Here is a 15,770-nt window from a genome sequence, read left to right as displayed (position 1 = left end):
GCACAACGGTGAGACGCCACTCACACCCAGTCGGTTCCACGTCCGCACAAACAATTTTCCGTGTCAGCTTTCGGCTCCACCAGGCTGTGCGGTTGCGCTATACATGGAGCCACCGAGAGGGGACACGCATGGATGCGGATGTGATCGTCGTCGGGGCGGGACTGGCCGGGTTGGCCGCCACCGCCGAGTTGGCCGACGCGGGCCGGAAGGTGCTGCTGCTCGACCAGGAACCCGAGGCGTCACTCGGCGGCCAGGCGTTCTGGTCGTTCGGCGGGCTGATGTTCGTCGACTCCCCCGAGCAACGCCGGATGGGGATCAAGGACTCGCACGACCTCGCGCTGCAGGACTGGCTCGGCTCAGCCGGGTTCGACCGGCTCGACGACGAGGACAAGTGGGCCCGCCAGTGGGCCGAGGCGTACGTCGATTTCGCCGCCGGCGAGAAGCGTCCGTGGCTGCATGCCCAGGGTGTGCGGTTCTTCCCGGTCGTCGGCTGGGCCGAGCGCGGTGGGTACAACGCCGACGGCCACGGCAACTCGGTCCCGCGCTTCCACATCACCTGGGGAACCGGGCCGGGGCTGGTCGCGCCGTTCGAACGACGGGTCCGTGAGGCTGCGGCCAAAGGCCTGGTGGAGTTCAGGTTCCGGCATCGGGTCGACGAGCTGACGGTGACGGGCGGAGTGGTCGACGGCGTTGCGGGCAAGGTGCTGGAGGCGAGCGACGTCGTACGGGGCGCCGCCAGTTCGCGGGTCGAAGTGGGCGACTTCAGCCTGACCGCGCAGGCCGTCATCGTCACGTCCGGCGGCATCGGCGGTAATCACGATCTCGTCCGGCAGCAGTGGCCGAGGCGGATGGGTGAGCCGCCGAAGCGGATGATCTCCGGCGTACCGGCGCATGTCGACGGCCGGATGCTCGCGATCACCGAGAAGGCCGGCGGCCGGTACGTGAACCGTGACCGGATGTGGCACTACACCGAAGGCATCCAGAACTGGGACCCGATCTGGCCGATGCACGGCATCCGGATCCTGCCCGGTCCGTCGTCGCTCTGGTTCGATGCCACCGGCAAGCGACTCCCGGTACCGCTGTTCCCCGGGTTCGACACCCTCGGCACACTCGAGCACATCATGACGACCGGGTACGACTACACGTGGTTCGTGCTGACGCAGAAGATCATCGAGAAAGAGTTCGCGCTGTCCGGCCAGGAGCAGAATCCGGACCTGACCGGCAAGGACATCAAGGCGGTGCTCGGCCGTGCCCGCGGCGGCGCGACCGCCCCGGTGCGGGCGTTCATGGACAACGGCGCCGACTTCATCGTCCGCGACAACCTGCCCGATCTGGTGCGCGCGATGAACGACCTGACCGGCGAGAGCCTGATCAACCTCGGCGACCTGGAGCGTCAGATCGTCGCCCGCGACCGCGAGCTGGCCAACACCTTCACCAAGGATCTGCAGGTCACCGCGTTGCGCGGTGCCCGGAACTACCGGGGCGACAAGCTGATCCGGGTCGCGCCCCCGCACCGCATCCTCGACCCCAAAGCCGGCCCGCTCATCGCCGTACGGCTGAACATCCTGACGCGCAAGTCTCTCGGCGGTCTGCAGACCGACCTCGACTCCCGTGTCCTCCGCACCGACGGCACGCCGCTTCCCGGCGTCTACGCGGCCGGCGAGGTGGCCGGCTTCGGTGGCGGCGGTGTGCACGGTTACCGCTCGCTGGAAGGCACCTTCGTCGGCGGCTGCCTCTTCACGGGCCGTACGGCGGGACGCGCGGCAGCCAAGGCGGTGTCGTAACGACACCGCCTTGGCGTAGCACCGCCCAGAAGACCACCCAGAAGACCGCTCAGAACACCATCGTCAGGAGGTCGGCGAACAGTTCTTGTTCGTCGACGTCCAGACCCCGGTTGGTGAACCAGGTGGCCATGTTGTGACAGTCGCGGAGGAGGAAGTCCATCCCCTTCGGATTGCCGACGATGTCGATCACCTGTGGGAGGTCGATCATGACGATGCGATCCCCTTGGGCCAGCACGTTGTACGGCGACAGGTCACCGTGGGCCAACCCCGCCCTGGCCAACTCGCGCATCCCGTCGCGGAGTTGCTCGAAGTACTGGCCGAGCAGCTCCTTCGACGGCCGGACCTGGGCGAGCCGTGGCGCGGCCCCGCCCTCGCCGTCGTCGATGAACTCCATCAGCAGCTCGGTGCCGTCGATCTGCACCGGATACGGCACCGGGACACCGGCTTTCCACAGCCGGTTCAGCGCGTCCCATTCCGCATAGGCCCAGTGCCCGGCGGCGACGTTCCGGCCGTGCGCGGTCTTCTTCGCCATCGCGCGGGTGTCGCGACTGTTGCGGGTCCGCCGGCCTTCGACGTACGACGAACTCCGGTGGAAGGACCGGTGTTCCTCCGAGCGGTACCGCTTCGCGGCGAGCAGGGAGGAACGCGCCGGGTTGTCGCCGATGGCTTCGACGGCCCGTTCGAGCAGGAAGACGTCGGCTTCCTTACCGGTTTTGAGGACGCCGAGCTCGGTATCGATCGCGGCCTGTTCCGTCACTACCCAGGCGGGCCGTGGTTCCGGGCCGCGAGAGCCGCGCTCGACGTCCAGCCAAGTGGACCAGCGCTGATCCGGACCTAACTGCTCTTCGACTTCCTGAAAACGAAAGACGAAGGCATCCGCCGGATCAGGTTGCGACTCTTCGCCGGTGAATTCGGCCCAGCGGGAGTCGAGGTCGGTGATGTGGTCAGAAAAGTGTGATTCGGTACGACGAAAGACGTCGGAAGACATCTGGAGTGCTCCTGAACTCTGAGGTGAGACTGACGCGGACATGCCGCAGCACAGTGATGGCCATCCGTCAGCCCTCCTTAGGTCCAGGCAGCGCTAGTCGCTAACCGGCTGAACCAGGATGCACGCCCGTCCCGGGCCGCGCAATCTATTTATCGCAGCTGGGATCGACCGGTCGGCCGGAGCCGCAACTCCTGGGCCGGCGCGACCGATCGGCAGACAAGCTCCGGCAGCACGTGCCGCTGCCATCGCTCGGATCCCGCGAGCCGCCGGCGATGGTCGTCGTACGCAGCGTCGTCGTCGAACCGGGCGAACCACGCCACCACGACCTCATCCCGCAACGGCAGCGCGGGAAAGTTGTTCTCGGCAACCAACGTGTCGAACGCCGCCACCAGCTCCACACCGCAATCCCGCAACGCCGGCACGACGTGGTCGGCGAAGAACTCGACGAAGCCGTCATGCACCGAACCACGGTGATAGACGGCGCCGGCGATCACCGAGGCCGGAGCGGGCGGGGTGCGCGGCGCTTCACGCGACGGATACCCGGCGCCCAACCACAGCGGCTTGAGCAGGAGCGCGTTGTCGGAGTCGATCATCGTCGCGTTCGCCGTCGCGGCATGCTCACGCCAGACAGGACCGTAGTAGAAGGCGTTCAGCGCCTCGGCCCGGGCCTCGAGATCCGGGAACCCGCGGATCCAGACGAACCGGTCCGGGTCGTCGAGGTCGCGGAACTGTCCGACGATGTGCATGCCGGCCGACTCCTGCCCCTCGACGAAGTGCTCGTCGAAGACGTCGATCAAGGTGTCGCGCTGCCCGGGATGCAGCGTGTACTGACGCAGGTCCACCACGGCGCAGCAGTCGTCCATAGCCGTGAGTGAACCAGCGATACCTGACAGGTGCTGACAGGATTGAGACATCACTGTGAGTGGTCGTTCAAACACATTTAACCCGTGAAGACTTGCAACGGGCGGCTGAGTTTGATCTGGTGGAGGTAGTGGTTCAACCCGTGAAGCCACCGACCTGCACAACGACACGACGAGGTTTCTCCCGTGACGATCGCAGCTGTCAGCACCGATGATTCCAAGCAGCGCATTGCCGACACCACCCACGACCTCCTGCTCGAAGCCGATGCCGTACCGGATCCGCGCCACCAGCAGCTACTGGACGAAGTCGTCATCCTGAACGCTCCCGTGGCCCGCTCGATCGCGTCGCGGTACCGCAGCAAGGGCGTGGACTCCGACGATCTCGACCAGGTCGCCTACCTCGGTCTGGTCAAGGCCGCGAACGGTTATCGGATCGACGCGTCCACGGCGTTCCTGTCATACGCCGTACCGACGATCCGCGGCGAGCTGAAGCGATACTTCCGCGACTGCGCGTGGACCGTCCGACCACCCCGCCGGGTCCAGGAGATCCAGGGCAGCATCGCCGCTGCCGAGCCCGAGCTCATCCAGCGCCTCGGGCACGTCCCGACGAACGAGGAGACCGCCGAGGCGATCGGGACGGAGGCGGCCGACGTCGCCGAGGCAGGCGCCGTACGCGGCTGCTTCACCGCGTTGTCGCTGGACGCGCCCGGTTCGGTCGAGGGTGGCACCAGCCTGCTCGAGTCGGTCGCCGACGCCGAGGACGGCTATGACCTGGTCGAGAACGTGCACACCCTGTCCCCGGCAGTGGCGAGCCTCGGCGACCGGGACAAGCGCATCCTCGAGCTGCGCTTCCGCAACGGCTTCACCCAGGAAGAGATCGGCAACGAGCTCGGCGTCAGCCAGATGCAGGTCTCCCGCCTGCTGCGTGGCATCCTCGACAACCTCCGCGGGCAGCTGGCGGTGGGGTAGCGTCGGCGTGTGGACTTCGAGGAGGCGGCAGACGCGCTGTACGCGGCGCCGGCGGCCGACTTCATCGCTACCCGCAACGAGCTTGCGAAGCAGCTGAAGGCGGACGGCGACCAGGTCGGATCGACCCGGCTGAAGGCGATGCGCAAGCCGACCGTCGCCGCCTGGGTGGCGAACCTGGTCTCGCGGAAGCTGCAGGACGATCTCGACGACCTGCTCGCGCTCGGTGACGAGTTCCGCGAGGCGACCGCCGATCTCGACGGTGACCGGCTCCGCGAGCTGACGCCGCGACGCCATCAGCTCCTGGACAAGGTGTCCAAGGCCGCCGTCGACGCGGCAGCGGACGAGGGGCAGAAGGTCAGCGCCGATGTCGGTCAGAAGCTGCGGGAGACACTCGATGCCGCGCTCGTCGATCCGGCTGCGGGCGACGCCGTCCGGGAAGGTCGGTTGAGCAGCGCGCTACGGCACGTTGGCTTCGGCGTCGTCGACGAGAACGGCGAACCCTCCAACGTCACCCCGCTCACCGACGAACGCCGGCAGGCCGCCCTGGATCGCCGGAAGGCCCAGAAGGCTGAACAGAAGGCCGAGGAAGACAAGGAATCCGCTGCCGCCCGGAAGCAGCGGGAGGCCGAGGAGCGCGAGGAAGAAGAGCGCGAGGCCGCCGAGAAGGCGAAGGCCAAGAAGGCGTTCGAGGACGCGGTCACCGCGGCTCAGGCTGCCGAGGCGAAGGTCGAGGACCTCGACACCCAGCTCGACAACGCCCGCGAGGCACTCGCCGACGCCCAGGAGCTGGTCCGACGCCTCGGCGGCGAACTCGACGAAGCCCGCCGCACCGCCCGCGAGGCGCAGAAGGAAAGCCGCGAGGCCCGAAAACGCTTCAACCGCCTCTGAAGCGGTAGCGCCGCCGCCGACCTGGGTACCGGCCGGTCGACGGAGAGGAGCCGGCGATGGCGCGGTCGATCTGGAGCGGATACATCACCTTCGGGCTGGTCTCGGTGCCGGTCGGGCTGTACAGCGCGACCCAGGAGCACGAGCTGGACTTCCACCAGTTCCAGCAGGGCACATCGGACCGGATCCGGTACAAGCGGGTGAACGAGCGGACCGGCCGGGAGGTCCCGTACGAGAAGATCGTCAAGGGCCACGACGTCGGCAGCGGCGAGTACGTGATCGTCGAACAGCAGGAGCTCGACGACATCGCACCGGGCAAGTCCCGCTCGCTCGAGATCTCGACGTTCGTCGACCTGGACGAGATCGACCCGATCTACTTCCAGAAGAGCTACTACCTGGGTCCGAAGGACGCCGAGAACGCTTCGTCGTACGCGCTCCTGCGGGACGCGCTGGCCAAGACCAACCGGGCCGGGATCGCCAAGTTCGTGATGCGCGGCAAGGAGTACCTGGCCACGATCCGGGCCGACGACAAGGTGCTCGTGCTGGAGACGATGTTCTTCGCCGACGAGATCCGGGACCCGGGCAAGGAGCTCGGCACGCTGCCGAAGAAGTCGGGCGCCGGTAAGCAGCTGACGATGGCGACCGATCTGATCGAGGCGATGAGCGGCGAGTGGAAGCCCTCGTCGTACCAGGACTCCTACACCGAGCGCGTGCAGGAGCTGGTCAAGTCCAAGCACAAGGGCAAGGAGGTCGTCTTCACCGAGGAGGAGCCGGAGGCCACTACTCCGACCGACCTCGTCGCCGCCCTCCGCGCCAGCGTGGAGGCGGCCCGCAAGGCCCGCGCGTCCGGCACTTCTCGCACTTCTCGCACAACGAAGAAAAAGGCTCCCGCGAAGAAGAGCGCGGCGAAGCGGAAGAAGGCGGCCTGACGGTCTACGCGGTCGGTCCGGAGAGCATGTACATGCGGGGATTCTCCGGGGCGCCGGCGTCCAGCCAGCGTTGGAAGCCGGTGGGGTTGCGCCGCTCGAACTCGTCCAGGCAGATGCGGCGCACCTCGGCGACCGCCTGCCGGTCCCGCGCACCCGCGCCGTGCGCGAGCTGAGTCGCGGTCTCGGCCCAGACCCCACAGAGCTCCTCGATGCTGAGCGGGCACTGCAGCGATGCGATCAGCTTCTCGTCCTCGACCAGCTGCGCCTCGGTCAACTGCGTCAGCTTCCGCTGCTGCCGCGACATCCGCGGCCGTCGCTCCGGTACGACGAGGTCGATCACCACGAACAGCGCGGCCACGATCAGCGCCGCCGACACCCCGAGCGCACCCCAGGTCAGCAGCCGCACCATCCCCGGCAGGCACAACACCGCAGCCGCGGCAGCCGCGGCCACCGTCGCCGCCGACCGGTACGGCGGCTCGTCCGCAACCTGCTGAATCACGAGGGCCAGCGGCCAGATCAGCGCGAACACCACGGCCAGCAGGATCGACGCGGACAGCGGACCCAGCAACAAGACCCCGGCCAGCACCCCAGTGGTCCCCACCCCGAGACCAGCTGCAAGCGCTATCCGCCGGACGATCGGGGACGCGCTCACCTCACTCACCGTCGCCACGAAGACCTCACCCCGCCCCAACACACACCACGGCCGTAATCCGTTGAACGAATACCCCCACCCCACCGTTCCCAGCGAGCACCCAACTCAATCAAGCCTCAACCAGGCGCCGCCCGATCAGGCAGGGCTCAGTGCGATCCGGGCGCAATCCGAAGGCTCACACTGTGGTCGGGGCTGTGGTCCGGACAGTCATCACCGATGATTTATGAGATGAGGACCTTGGAGACCCCGCGGTGACCAGCGTCGACGAGCAGTTCGCCGGCCGCGTCCGGGCACTCGCGCCCACACCGGGTGACTACCCCGCCGACCTGATCCGGAGCCTGTTCGACGCCCAGCTCGGGAGCCGGCACGCCGATCTCGCCGCCCGCTGGATGCAGTCGCAGGGCAGTGGGTTCTACACGATCGGGTCCGCCGGCCACGAGGGCAACGCGGCCGTCGCCGCGGCCGTGCAGCCGACCGATCCGGCTCTGCTGCACTACCGCTCCGGCGCTTTCTACCTGACCCGCGCCGACCAGTGCGGTTCGAAGGAAGGGCTGCGCGACATCCTGCTCGGCGTCGCGGCCGCGACGAGCGAGCCGATCGCGGGCGGCCGGCACAAGGTCTTCGGCCGGCACGACCTGGCGATCATCCCGCAGACGTCGACGATCGCGTCGCACCTGCCGCGGGCCATGGGCGTCGCGTTCTCGATCTCGCGCGCCGCGAAGCTCGGCGTGCCGTCGCCGTGGCCGTCGGACGCGATCGTGGTGGCCAGTTTCGGTGATGCCTCCGCGAACCACTCGACCGCGACCGGTGCGATCAACGCCGCCCTGCACGCGTCGTACCAGGGCCTGCCGATGCCACTGCTCCTGGTCTGCGAGGACAACGGGATCGGGATCAGCGTGCGCACGCCGGACGGCTGGATCCGGCAGGCCTACGGGCAGCGGCCCGGCCTGCGGTACTTCGATGCCGATGGCACCGACCTGGATGCGGCGTTGTCGATGGCAACAGAAGCCGCCACCTTCGTACGACGCAACCGGCGGCCCGCCTTCCTGCGACTCCGCACCGTCCGCCTGCTCGGCCACGCCGGCTCCGACGTGGAAGCGGCGTACCGGACTCCTGCCGAACTCGCCGCGGACGAGGACCTCGACCCACTCCTCGGTACGGCGCGCCTCCTGCTGGCGAGCGGTCTCAACGCCGACGACATCATCGAGCTGTACGAGGACAAACGTGCCGAGGCGCTACGGATCGCTGCCGAGGTAGCTGGCCTTCCGCAACTGTCGACGGTCGACGCCGTCGCCGCACCGCTGCGTCTCCCCGACCCCGCCACCGTCACCGAGTCGCTGCCGCGGCGCACGAAGGTGACCGACCGGCTGACCTTGAGCCAGTCGATCAACCAAGCGCTGAACGACGTGCTCGCGTCGTACCCGGAGGCGATGCTCTTCGGCGAGGACGTCAGTCGCAAGGGCGGTGTGTACGGCGTGACCCGCGGGCTGCAGAAAGCGTTCGGAGCGGCCCGGGTGTTCGACACCCTGCTCGACGAGCAGTCGATCCTCGGACTCGCGCTGGGCGCCGGAGTCTCGGGCCTGCTGCCGCTGCCGGAGATCCAGTATCTGGCCTACCTGCACAACGCCGAGGACCAGCTCCGCGGCGAGGCGGCGTCGCTGAAGTTCTTCTCCCAGGAGCAGTACGCGAACCCGATGGTGCTGCGGATCGCCGGATACGGCTACCAGAAGGGGTTCGGCGGCCATTTCCACAACGACGACGCGATCGGCGTCCTCCGGGACATCCCGGGCATCGTGATCGCGTCCCCCGCACGCCCGGACGACGCGGCCGCGATGCTGCACACGTGTGCGGCGGCCGCTCGATCGTCGGGCACGGTCAGCGTGTTCCTCGAGCCGATCGCGCTCTACCACCGCCGGGATCTGTACGACGACGGTGACGACCAGTGGCTCGCGTCGTACCCGACGGAGACCGTCCCGATCGGACGCGGTCGGACGTACGGCGACGGCACGGAGCTGACCATCGTCACGTTCGGGAACGGCGTACCGATGAGTCTGCGGGTGGCGGCTCGGGTTCCGGGGATCCGGGTCCTCGATCTGCGCTGGCTGGCCCCACTGCCGATCGATGATTTATTGCGCGAGGCAACCACCACCGGCCGGGTCCTGGTCGTCGACGAGACCCGGCGTTCCGGTGGTGTCTCCGAAGGCATCCTCGCCGCATTGATCGACAGCGGGTACACGGGCCGGCTGGCTCGAGTGACCAGCCACGATTCCTATGTGCCATTGGGCGCGGCCGCGCAGCTCGTGCTGCTCAGCGAGGAGACCATCGAGACTGCCGTCCGCGAGCTGCTCAGCTGAAGATGCGCTGCCAGATCGACCTCTTGGCCGGACGGACCTCGGCATCCGCGGCATCCGCAGCCCGGCGGGCGGCGGCTGTCTCGTCGCGCTCGACCCGCCACCGAGCCAGGATCGCGTCCTCGTCGACCATGCCGACCGGAACGACCGGGCCTGTCGTGTCGCGGATGCTGATCCGGATGCGCTGGTTCAGCTCGGCGAGGTAGTCACGCACCTCGGACTCACGCCGCATGCCACGGATCTTGTCGTGGACCTGCTGCTTCTCCTTGCGCAGCAGGACTGCGGGCGGCAGCAGAGCCTCGGTCTCGATGTCTTCGCGCCGGATGAAGTCCTTGACCCACCAGTCGGGATCGTGCTGATCGGCAAGCTTGAGTGGTTTGCCCGCGCCGGCCAGATTGTCGAACTCGCCCGCGTTCTGGGCCCGCTGGAGCTGCGCCTCGACCCATTGGTCGGTGCTCATGCCGGGCGGTCTGCGTCTGGTCATGGATACCCACCTCATCTGTCCTCATCGACAGTTGCTTCGCGGCCGAGTTTACCGGCTTGTGAATGCAATCACAAGACATACTGGGTGGGTGCCCCTCACCGACGAAGAGATCGCGGCCATGACACCGGCGCAACGACGGGACCTGGTCCTGCGGCTGACGCCGCATCCCGGGCTGCCGTCCCGACAGACCATGGACCGGCTCCGCAAGTGGCGGACCATCTTCATGGCGATCTGCGTGCTGGCCCTGATCCCGTGGACCGTCTACCTCGCGATCACGCTGCCCGGCCACTACGTCGCGCGGAACTGGGTCGCGACCTGGGTCGGGTTCGACATCCTGCTGCTGACGATGCTCGGGCTGACCGCGCTCGCCGGCTGGAAGCGCAAGCAGTTCGTGTTCCCGACCGCGTTCGCCTCCGGCGTACTGCTGATCTGCGACGCCTGGTTCGACGTGATGACGAGCCAGCCCGGCCGCGACCTCACCCAGGCCATCCTCACCGCCGCGGTGATCGAGCTCCCGCTCGCCTTCGTCCTGATCGCCGGCCCGCTCCGCCTGCTCCGGTACGTCGCCGTCCGCCACGGCATGATCCACCCCGACTCGCACCTGTGGCGCATGCCCATCCCGATCCCGGATCTCTACCCCGACCAGAAGGTCCCGCTTAGGGTGGATCCTCACGACTAGGACGTAGGAGAGGTTGGCCGCATGGTTGAGGTGCTGTCCGTTGTCGGTGGCGAGCGAGTGGCCGAGGCGGTGTCGCGGACTCGGTCGACCAACCCGGCTCAGCTCAGCGATGTCGTGGGGACGGTCGGCACCGCAGGTCCCGAGGTGTTCGTCCGGGCCGCCGAAGCGGCGCGAGCGGCCCAGACCGCCTGGGCGGCGACCCCGGCACCGCAGCGCGGGCAGGTGATCGCGAACGTCGGCCGGCTGATGACCGCCAACAAGGAGCGGCTCGCCGCCCTCGTCACCCGCGAGATCGGGAAGCCGATCGCGGAGGCCCGCGGCGAGGTGCAGGAGATCATCGACACCTGCGACTTCTTCGTCGGCGAGGGCCGTCGGCTGTACGGGCAGACGGTTCCGTCCGAGATGCCCGACAAGCAGTTGTTCACGTTCCGCCGGCCGGTCGGCACGGTCGCGGTGATCACGGCCGGCAACTTCCCCGTCGCCGTGCCGTCCTGGTACATCGTGCCCGCACTGCTCTGCGGCAATACGGTCGTCTGGAAGCCCGCCGAGTACTCCGCGGTTGTCTCCCAGGCGTTCTACGAGATCTTCGCGCACTCCGGCGTACCGGCTGGTGTCTTCAACGTCGTGTACGCCGACGGCCCGTCGACGTTCACCGGACTCGAGCAGGCCCTGGCGGCCGGGCTGATCCACAAGGTCGGCTTCACCGGGTCGAGCGCGGTCGGCACCCGGATCGGCGAGCTGTGTGGGCGCCACCTGCAGACGCCATGCCTCGAGCTCGGCGGCAAGAACCCGATGGTGATCACCGAGGACGCCGACCTCGACCTGGCCGTCGAAGGCGCCCTCTTCTCCGGCTTCGGTACGGCGGGACAGCGCTGCACCTCCCTCGGTACGGCGATCGTCCATCGGTCGGTGCACGACGAGTTCCTGAGCCGGTTCGGGAAGGCGGTCGAGGCCGCGGCGATGGGTGATCCGACCCAGGACGTCGTTCTCGGTCCGCTGCTGGACGAGAAGTTCGCGGTCGGGTTCGAGCAGACCCTGGGCTGGATCGGGACGCACCACCGGGTGATCGGCCGGACCGGTCGGATCACCGCGGAGAACCCGCGGGCCGGATTCGTCGGCGACCCGGCGGCCGGGTTGTTCTACCACCCGGTGATCGTGGCCGGCGTGACGTCGGGCGACGACCTGTTCCTGCACGAGACGTTCGGGCCGATCGTCGGGGTCGCGACGTACGACACCCTCGACGAAGCGATTGCCTTGGGCAACGAGCCTGGGTACGGCCTGTCCAGCTCGATCTACACGACCGACCCGAACAAGGCGTTCCGGTTCGCGCAGGGCATCTCGGCCGGGATGGTGAGTGTGAACAACTCGACCTCGGGCGCCGAGGCCCACCTGCCGTTCGGCGGGAACGGTAAGTCCGGCAACGGCTCCCGGCAGAGCGGCGTCTGGGTGCTGGATCAGTTCACCCGGTGGCAATCGATGAACTGGGACTACTCCGGCAAGCTCCAGAAGGCCCAGATGGATACGGAGACGGTGGCGGCCGACCTGTCGTTCGAGCTGCCGTGACCTCGCTGCCGGACGCCGCCGAGGTCGTGATCGTCGGCGGCGGGGTGATGGGCACGAGCATCGCCTTCCACCTCGCCGAGGCCGGTGTCGAGGACGTCCTCCTACTGGAAATGAACGACCTCGGCTCCGGCTCGACCTGTAAGGCCGCGGGCGGCGTCCGCGCCAACTTCTCCGACGAACTGAACATCGCGCTCGGCGCCCGCAGTCTGGAAGCCTTCGCCCGTTTCGGCGAGCGACCCGGCCAAGAGATCGACCTGCATCGCGTCGGCTACCTGTTCCTGCTCGAGACGGCCGACCAGCTCGAGCTGTTCCGCGAGAGCACGCGCCTGCAGAACGCGGCTAACCAACCCACCCGGATGATCAGCGTCGACGAAGCCATCGAGCTCGCACCGATCCTCGCACCGGACGGACTGGTCGGCGCGTGTTTCTCCCCTGCGGACGGGCACTGTACGCCGGAGTCCGTCGTACTGGGGTATGCGTCCGCGGCCCGCCGACTCGGCGCACAGCTCGTCACGAACTGCGAGGTTGTCGGCCTTGATGCCGTCGGCAACCACCTCACCACGGTCCGGACCAGCCTCGGCGACGTCCGGACCAACACCGTGATCTGTGCGGCCGGGGCGTGGTCGGCCGTCCTCGCCGAGCACGTCGGGATCGACCTGCCGGTCACGCCGCTGCGACGACAGATCGTCGTCACCGAGGCGATTCCCGGCCTGCCGCGGACGATGCCGATGACGATCGACTTCAGCAGTACGTTCTACTTCCACAATGAAGGCCCCGGCCTGTTGGTCGGGATGTCGGATCCGGACGAGCAGCCCGGCTTCCACCTCAATCGAACCGACGCGTGGCTCCCCGGGCTCACTGCCGCGATGTCCAGGCGGGCGCCGTCGTTGCTCGACGTCGGCCTCACCAGCGGCTGGGCCGGTCTCTACGAGGTGACACCAGACCACAACGCCTTGATCGGCGAGTCCGAGAGTGTGTCCAGATTCCTTTATGCCACCGGCTTTTCCGGCCACGGCTTCCTGCAAGGTCCTGCCGTCGGCGAGATCATTCGCGACCTCTACCTCGACCGCGAACCCTTCGTCGACATCACCCCACTCGACGCCGGCCGGTTCGCGACCGACGGCCGTCGCGCCGAGTGGAACGTGGTGTGAGTCAGCTGACGACAGCGCCGGCGGTGAGGTTGAGCGCGGTGCCGGTGAGGGCTCGGGCCTGATCGGAGGCCGCGAAGACCGCAACCGCGCCGACGTCGGACAGGGTCGCGGCCCGCTTCAGCATCGTGCGACCCGCGGTGTCCTCGGCGATCGCCTTGGCCGCCTGCGCCGGGAAGTCCGCCGGAACGGCCTCCGGGATCCCGCCGGTCTGCAGGGTGAGTACGCGAACGCCGTACTGCCCGAGCTCCGCGGCGAAGGCGCGACGCAACGCCTCGACGGCACCGAAGCCGACCTGGAAACCACCGAGGTTGGCCTGGGGTGGGCCGTCCCCACCGAAGGTCAGGATCACCCCGGAACCCTGCTTGATCATGTGCCGGGCGGCTGCCCGCGAGGTCAGGTAGTAGCTCCGGACCATCGCGGCGATCGGCGCCTCGAAGTCCGCCAGGCTCATCTCGACCAGCGGCGTCCCGAAGAACTGCCGGTAGCCGATCAGGTTGAACGAGATGTCGATGCTGCCGACCGAGTCGGCATGCTCGTCCACCGACTTCTCGTCGAGCGCGTCGACGACGGCTGTCTCGGCGGTGCCGCCGGCGGCTCGGATCTCGTCCGCGAGCCGGTCGAGCTTCGCAGCGGTTCTCCCGGCCAGGTGCACGGTCGCACCCGCGGACGCGAAAGCCTTGGCAACCGCGCCGCCGATAGGACCGCCCGCGCCATACACGATCGCAGTCTTGTTCTCGAGCATCATTGGGCCTCCTCGGCCAGTTCGGTGACGAGGTCGTCGAGGTTCTGCATCGACTCGACGATTCCGCGGTCCATGCCGCCGGCGACGTACAGGTCGCGATCCTCGACGGCGAAGAACACCGTGGTCTGCCGCAGCGTCGTGACGCCGTCGACCTCGTCGAAGGTGATCAGGTTCAGGTAGACGGTCCCGGGCGCCTGGTCGAACTCGTACGTCTGCACGATCCGCTCCGGTGTCGGCGTCCCGTGGAAGAGCCCATGGAACACGTAGCCCTTGCCGTCGGCGTCGTACTGCGTCCAGCGCCAGCGGCCGCCATGCCTCGGGTCGAGCTGGTTCACGACCAGGTCGAGCTCGGCGGGACCGAGCCAGCGCGCCATCAGCTCCGGCTCGGTGTACGCGCGGAACAGGAGTGCGCGGGGAGCGTTGAACTCCCGGATCACGATGACCTGCGGCACGCCGGGCTCCGCGATGATCTTCATGACTTGTCCTGCAGGTCGTCGAGCAAGGCGTCGAGGCGGTCGAAGCTCGCGGTCCAGTACGCGCGGTAGTCCATCAACCAGCCGACCGCCTCCCGCAACGGCCTGGCCTCGAGATGACTCAGCCGCGCGGTCGCCTGCCGGGTCCGGCTGATCAGCCCGGCCTGCTCGAGCACCTTCAGATGCTTGGACACGGCCGGCTGCGACATGCTGAACGGCGCCGCCAGCTCGGCCACGGTCGCGTCGCCGCGCCGCAACTCGGTCAGGATCGACCGCCGGGTCGGATCCGCCAGCGCGGCGAAGACACCGTTCAAGCCATCTTCATAACCGATTGGTTTTGAAACCATGTGGTTAAGAATGCGGACAGAACCGCCCTGATGTCAACAGGTGGGCAAGCTCAGTGGCCGCCGCTGCGCGGGTCGGACGGCGCGTTCCAGTTGTCCGGGTCGCACCACTCCGCGGGCCAGCCGCGCTGGACGCAGTACTGCCGGAGGAGCTCCTCCTGCGTTGGTGGCCTGCTGGTGCTGGGGGGTGGCGGCGTCTTCCGCGGCGTGGTCGTGGTCTTCGTCTTGGTCGGAGTCGGGGTCGGAGTCGGACGCTCGTCGGTCCGGTTCTCGGTCGTCCGGGACTTCGTCGGCTTCCGGGTCGGCGGCTGCGTGGGGATCGACGTCGGCGGCACGATCGTCGTCGGGACTGTCGTCTTCGCGACCGGTGGCGGCGTACTCAACGGCGGCGTCACGGTCGGGGTGCTGGACGGCGTCGACCGGCTGTCGTCGGCGACCACAGCCTGCTGATCGCCGTCACCACCGAACAGACCGATCGTGGACAGCGCCCAGAAGGTCACGCCGAGCAAGAGCACGAGTCCGGCGGCACCGGCGTACACAGCACGGCCGGAGGGACCGGCGTACCGGCCGATGGGACCGCGAACAGCGTTGCCCTTGCCATCGACCCAGAATGTCCAATCCTCCGGCGCCGGCGGCCAGGACGGATCCGGGCGCCAGGTCTTCGGAGGAACCCAACTACGGCGGGGCGGCGACGGCCAGGTCGGCGGGACCACGAACCGCTTCAACGAACTCCTCCATCTCCGCATCGCTGGTGCCTCGGCAGTGCCGCGCACCAGGCGCGGGATGTGCGGACGCCGCCTCGGGCCCTGGTCAGGGTAGTGGATCACTGAGCGTCAGCAGCCCCCGCCGGGTCAGCTTTGGCTCAGATTTCACGCGCCTGTACCCGCCCCAACGACACAAACCCCCGGCAAGCTAC

At 68.2% G+C, this 15,770-nt stretch carries 16 protein-coding genes; 8 read left to right on the top strand and 8 right to left on the bottom strand.

Annotated features, from left to right (window positions below; genetic code table 11):
• Positions 1-128 precede the first annotated feature (128 nt).
• Positions 129-1,784: an FAD-binding dehydrogenase gene (locus ACWF4Z_RS19400; RefSeq protein WP_452244463.1), complete on the top strand. Its 1,656-nt coding sequence runs from the start codon at positions 129-131 to the stop codon at positions 1,782-1,784.
• A 49-nt stretch (positions 1,785-1,833) separates the two neighbouring features.
• Here ACWF4Z_RS19400 and ACWF4Z_RS19395 read toward each other — a convergent pair whose 3' ends face one another.
• Together ACWF4Z_RS19395 and ACWF4Z_RS19390 are read right to left on the bottom strand one after the other, a co-directional pair.
• The gene (locus tag ACWF4Z_RS19395; RefSeq protein ID WP_452244462.1) at positions 1,834-2,772 is read right to left on the bottom strand and encodes a serine protein kinase RIO; all 939 of its coding nucleotides are present in this window, start codon (positions 2,770-2,772) and stop codon (positions 1,834-1,836) included.
• Between the two features lie 149 nt (positions 2,773-2,921).
• On the bottom strand, positions 2,922-3,635 hold the full coding sequence (locus ACWF4Z_RS19390) for an NIPSNAP family protein (protein ID WP_452244461.1): 714 nt from the start codon (positions 3,633-3,635) through the stop codon (positions 2,922-2,924).
• Between the two features lie 183 nt (positions 3,636-3,818).
• Here ACWF4Z_RS19390 and ACWF4Z_RS19385 point away from each other — a divergent pair, with 183 nt between their 5' ends.
• The 3 genes from ACWF4Z_RS19385 to ku are packed head-to-tail and all read left to right on the top strand — an operon-like array spanning position 3,819 to position 6,415.
• Positions 3,819-4,601: a sigma-70 family RNA polymerase sigma factor gene (locus tag ACWF4Z_RS19385; protein WP_452244460.1), complete on the top strand. Its 783-nt coding sequence runs from the start codon at positions 3,819-3,821 to the stop codon at positions 4,599-4,601.
• Between the two features lie 9 nt (positions 4,602-4,610).
• Positions 4,611-5,489, top strand: coding sequence for a hypothetical protein (locus tag ACWF4Z_RS19380; protein ID WP_452244459.1), 879 nt, complete (start codon positions 4,611-4,613; stop codon positions 5,487-5,489).
• Between the two features lie 56 nt (positions 5,490-5,545).
• A complete protein-coding gene (gene ku / locus ACWF4Z_RS19375) occupies positions 5,546-6,415 on the top strand; it encodes a non-homologous end joining protein Ku (RefSeq protein ID WP_452244458.1) in 870 nt (289 codons plus the stop codon).
• A gap of 4 nt (positions 6,416-6,419) precedes the next feature.
• Here the strand turns inward: ku and ACWF4Z_RS19370 are convergent, their stop codons facing one another.
• A complete protein-coding gene (locus ACWF4Z_RS19370; RefSeq protein ID WP_452244457.1) occupies positions 6,420-7,067 on the bottom strand; it encodes a hypothetical protein in 648 nt (215 codons plus the stop codon).
• Positions 7,068-7,318: 251 nt separating this feature from the next.
• Here ACWF4Z_RS19370 and ACWF4Z_RS19365 point away from each other — a divergent pair, with 251 nt between their 5' ends.
• A complete protein-coding gene (locus tag ACWF4Z_RS19365; protein WP_452244456.1) occupies positions 7,319-9,421 on the top strand; it encodes a thiamine pyrophosphate-dependent enzyme in 2,103 nt (700 codons plus the stop codon).
• Here ACWF4Z_RS19365 and ACWF4Z_RS19360 read toward each other — a convergent pair.
• Positions 9,414-9,902 (bottom strand): DnaJ family domain-containing protein, encoded by a 489-nt coding sequence (locus ACWF4Z_RS19360; RefSeq protein ID WP_452244455.1) that lies wholly within the window; start codon positions 9,900-9,902, stop codon positions 9,414-9,416. The two genes, ACWF4Z_RS19365 and ACWF4Z_RS19360, sit on opposite strands and share 8 nt — an antisense overlap.
• Before the next feature lie 88 nt (positions 9,903-9,990).
• On the opposite strand from ACWF4Z_RS19360, the gene ACWF4Z_RS19355 reads away from it, so the two are divergent.
• The 3 genes from ACWF4Z_RS19355 to ACWF4Z_RS19345 are packed head-to-tail and all read left to right on the top strand — an operon-like array spanning position 9,991 to position 13,295.
• Entirely contained in the window at positions 9,991-10,581 is a 591-nt protein-coding gene (locus ACWF4Z_RS19355; protein WP_452244454.1) for a hypothetical protein, read from the top strand.
• Positions 10,582-10,602: 21 nt separating this feature from the next.
• The gene (locus ACWF4Z_RS19350) at positions 10,603-12,144 is read left to right on the top strand and encodes an aldehyde dehydrogenase family protein (protein WP_452244453.1); all 1,542 of its coding nucleotides are present in this window, start codon (positions 10,603-10,605) and stop codon (positions 12,142-12,144) included.
• Entirely contained in the window at positions 12,141-13,295 is a 1,155-nt protein-coding gene (locus ACWF4Z_RS19345) for an NAD(P)/FAD-dependent oxidoreductase (RefSeq protein WP_452244452.1), read from the top strand. Before ACWF4Z_RS19350 ends, ACWF4Z_RS19345 begins: the two co-directional genes overlap by 4 nt.
• 1 nt (position 13,296) lies before the next feature.
• Here the strand turns inward: ACWF4Z_RS19345 and ACWF4Z_RS19340 are convergent, their stop codons facing one another.
• The 4 genes from ACWF4Z_RS19340 to ACWF4Z_RS19325 form a co-directional block, all read right to left on the bottom strand.
• Positions 13,297-14,040 carry an SDR family NAD(P)-dependent oxidoreductase gene (locus ACWF4Z_RS19340; protein WP_452244451.1) on the bottom strand — a complete coding sequence of 248 codons (744 nt, stop codon included), beginning with the start codon at positions 14,038-14,040 and terminating at the stop codon, positions 13,297-13,299.
• Positions 14,037-14,513, bottom strand: a complete 477-nt coding sequence (locus ACWF4Z_RS19335; RefSeq protein ID WP_452244450.1) for an SRPBCC family protein — start codon at positions 14,511-14,513, stop codon at positions 14,037-14,039. The genes ACWF4Z_RS19340 and ACWF4Z_RS19335 overlap by 4 nt, the downstream gene beginning before the upstream one ends.
• Positions 14,510-14,824 (bottom strand): ArsR/SmtB family transcription factor, encoded by a 315-nt coding sequence (locus ACWF4Z_RS19330; protein ID WP_452244449.1) that lies wholly within the window; start codon positions 14,822-14,824, stop codon positions 14,510-14,512. The genes ACWF4Z_RS19335 and ACWF4Z_RS19330 overlap by 4 nt, the downstream gene beginning before the upstream one ends.
• Positions 14,825-14,907: 83 nt before the next feature.
• Positions 14,908-15,579: a hypothetical protein gene (locus ACWF4Z_RS19325; protein ID WP_452244448.1), complete on the bottom strand. Its 672-nt coding sequence runs from the start codon at positions 15,577-15,579 to the stop codon at positions 14,908-14,910.
• Between the last annotated feature and the right edge of the window lie 191 nt (positions 15,580-15,770).

The sequence above is a fragment of the Kribbella sp. NPDC055071 genome (genome assembly GCF_053608045.1).
Note: the sequence above shows the minus strand (reverse complement) of the source record. Positions and strands in the feature narration are given on the sequence as shown.

Bases quoted from the DNA above. Each gene is read 5' to 3' on its own strand.
- ACWF4Z_RS19400 (WP_452244463.1), top strand. From the start codon at position 129: ATGGATGCGGATGTGATCGTCGTCGGGGCGGGACTGGCCGGGTTGGCC.
- ACWF4Z_RS19340 (WP_452244451.1), bottom strand. From the start codon at position 14,040: ATGATGCTCGAGAACAAGACTGCGATCGTGTATGGCGCGGGCGGTCCT.
- ACWF4Z_RS19360 (WP_452244455.1), bottom strand. From the start codon at position 9,902: ATGACCAGACGCAGACCGCCCGGCATGAGCACCGACCAATGGGTCGAG.
- ku (WP_452244458.1), top strand. From the start codon at position 5,546: ATGGCGCGGTCGATCTGGAGCGGATACATCACCTTCGGGCTGGTCTCG.
- ACWF4Z_RS19350 (WP_452244453.1), top strand. From the start codon at position 10,603: ATGGTTGAGGTGCTGTCCGTTGTCGGTGGCGAGCGAGTGGCCGAGGCG.
- ACWF4Z_RS19395 (WP_452244462.1), bottom strand. From the start codon at position 2,772: ATGTCTTCCGACGTCTTTCGTCGTACCGAATCACACTTTTCTGACCAC.
- ACWF4Z_RS19335 (WP_452244450.1), bottom strand. From the start codon at position 14,513: ATGAAGATCATCGCGGAGCCCGGCGTGCCGCAGGTCATCGTGATCCGG.
- ACWF4Z_RS19390 (WP_452244461.1), bottom strand. From the start codon at position 3,635: ATGGACGACTGCTGCGCCGTGGTGGACCTGCGTCAGTACACGCTGCAT.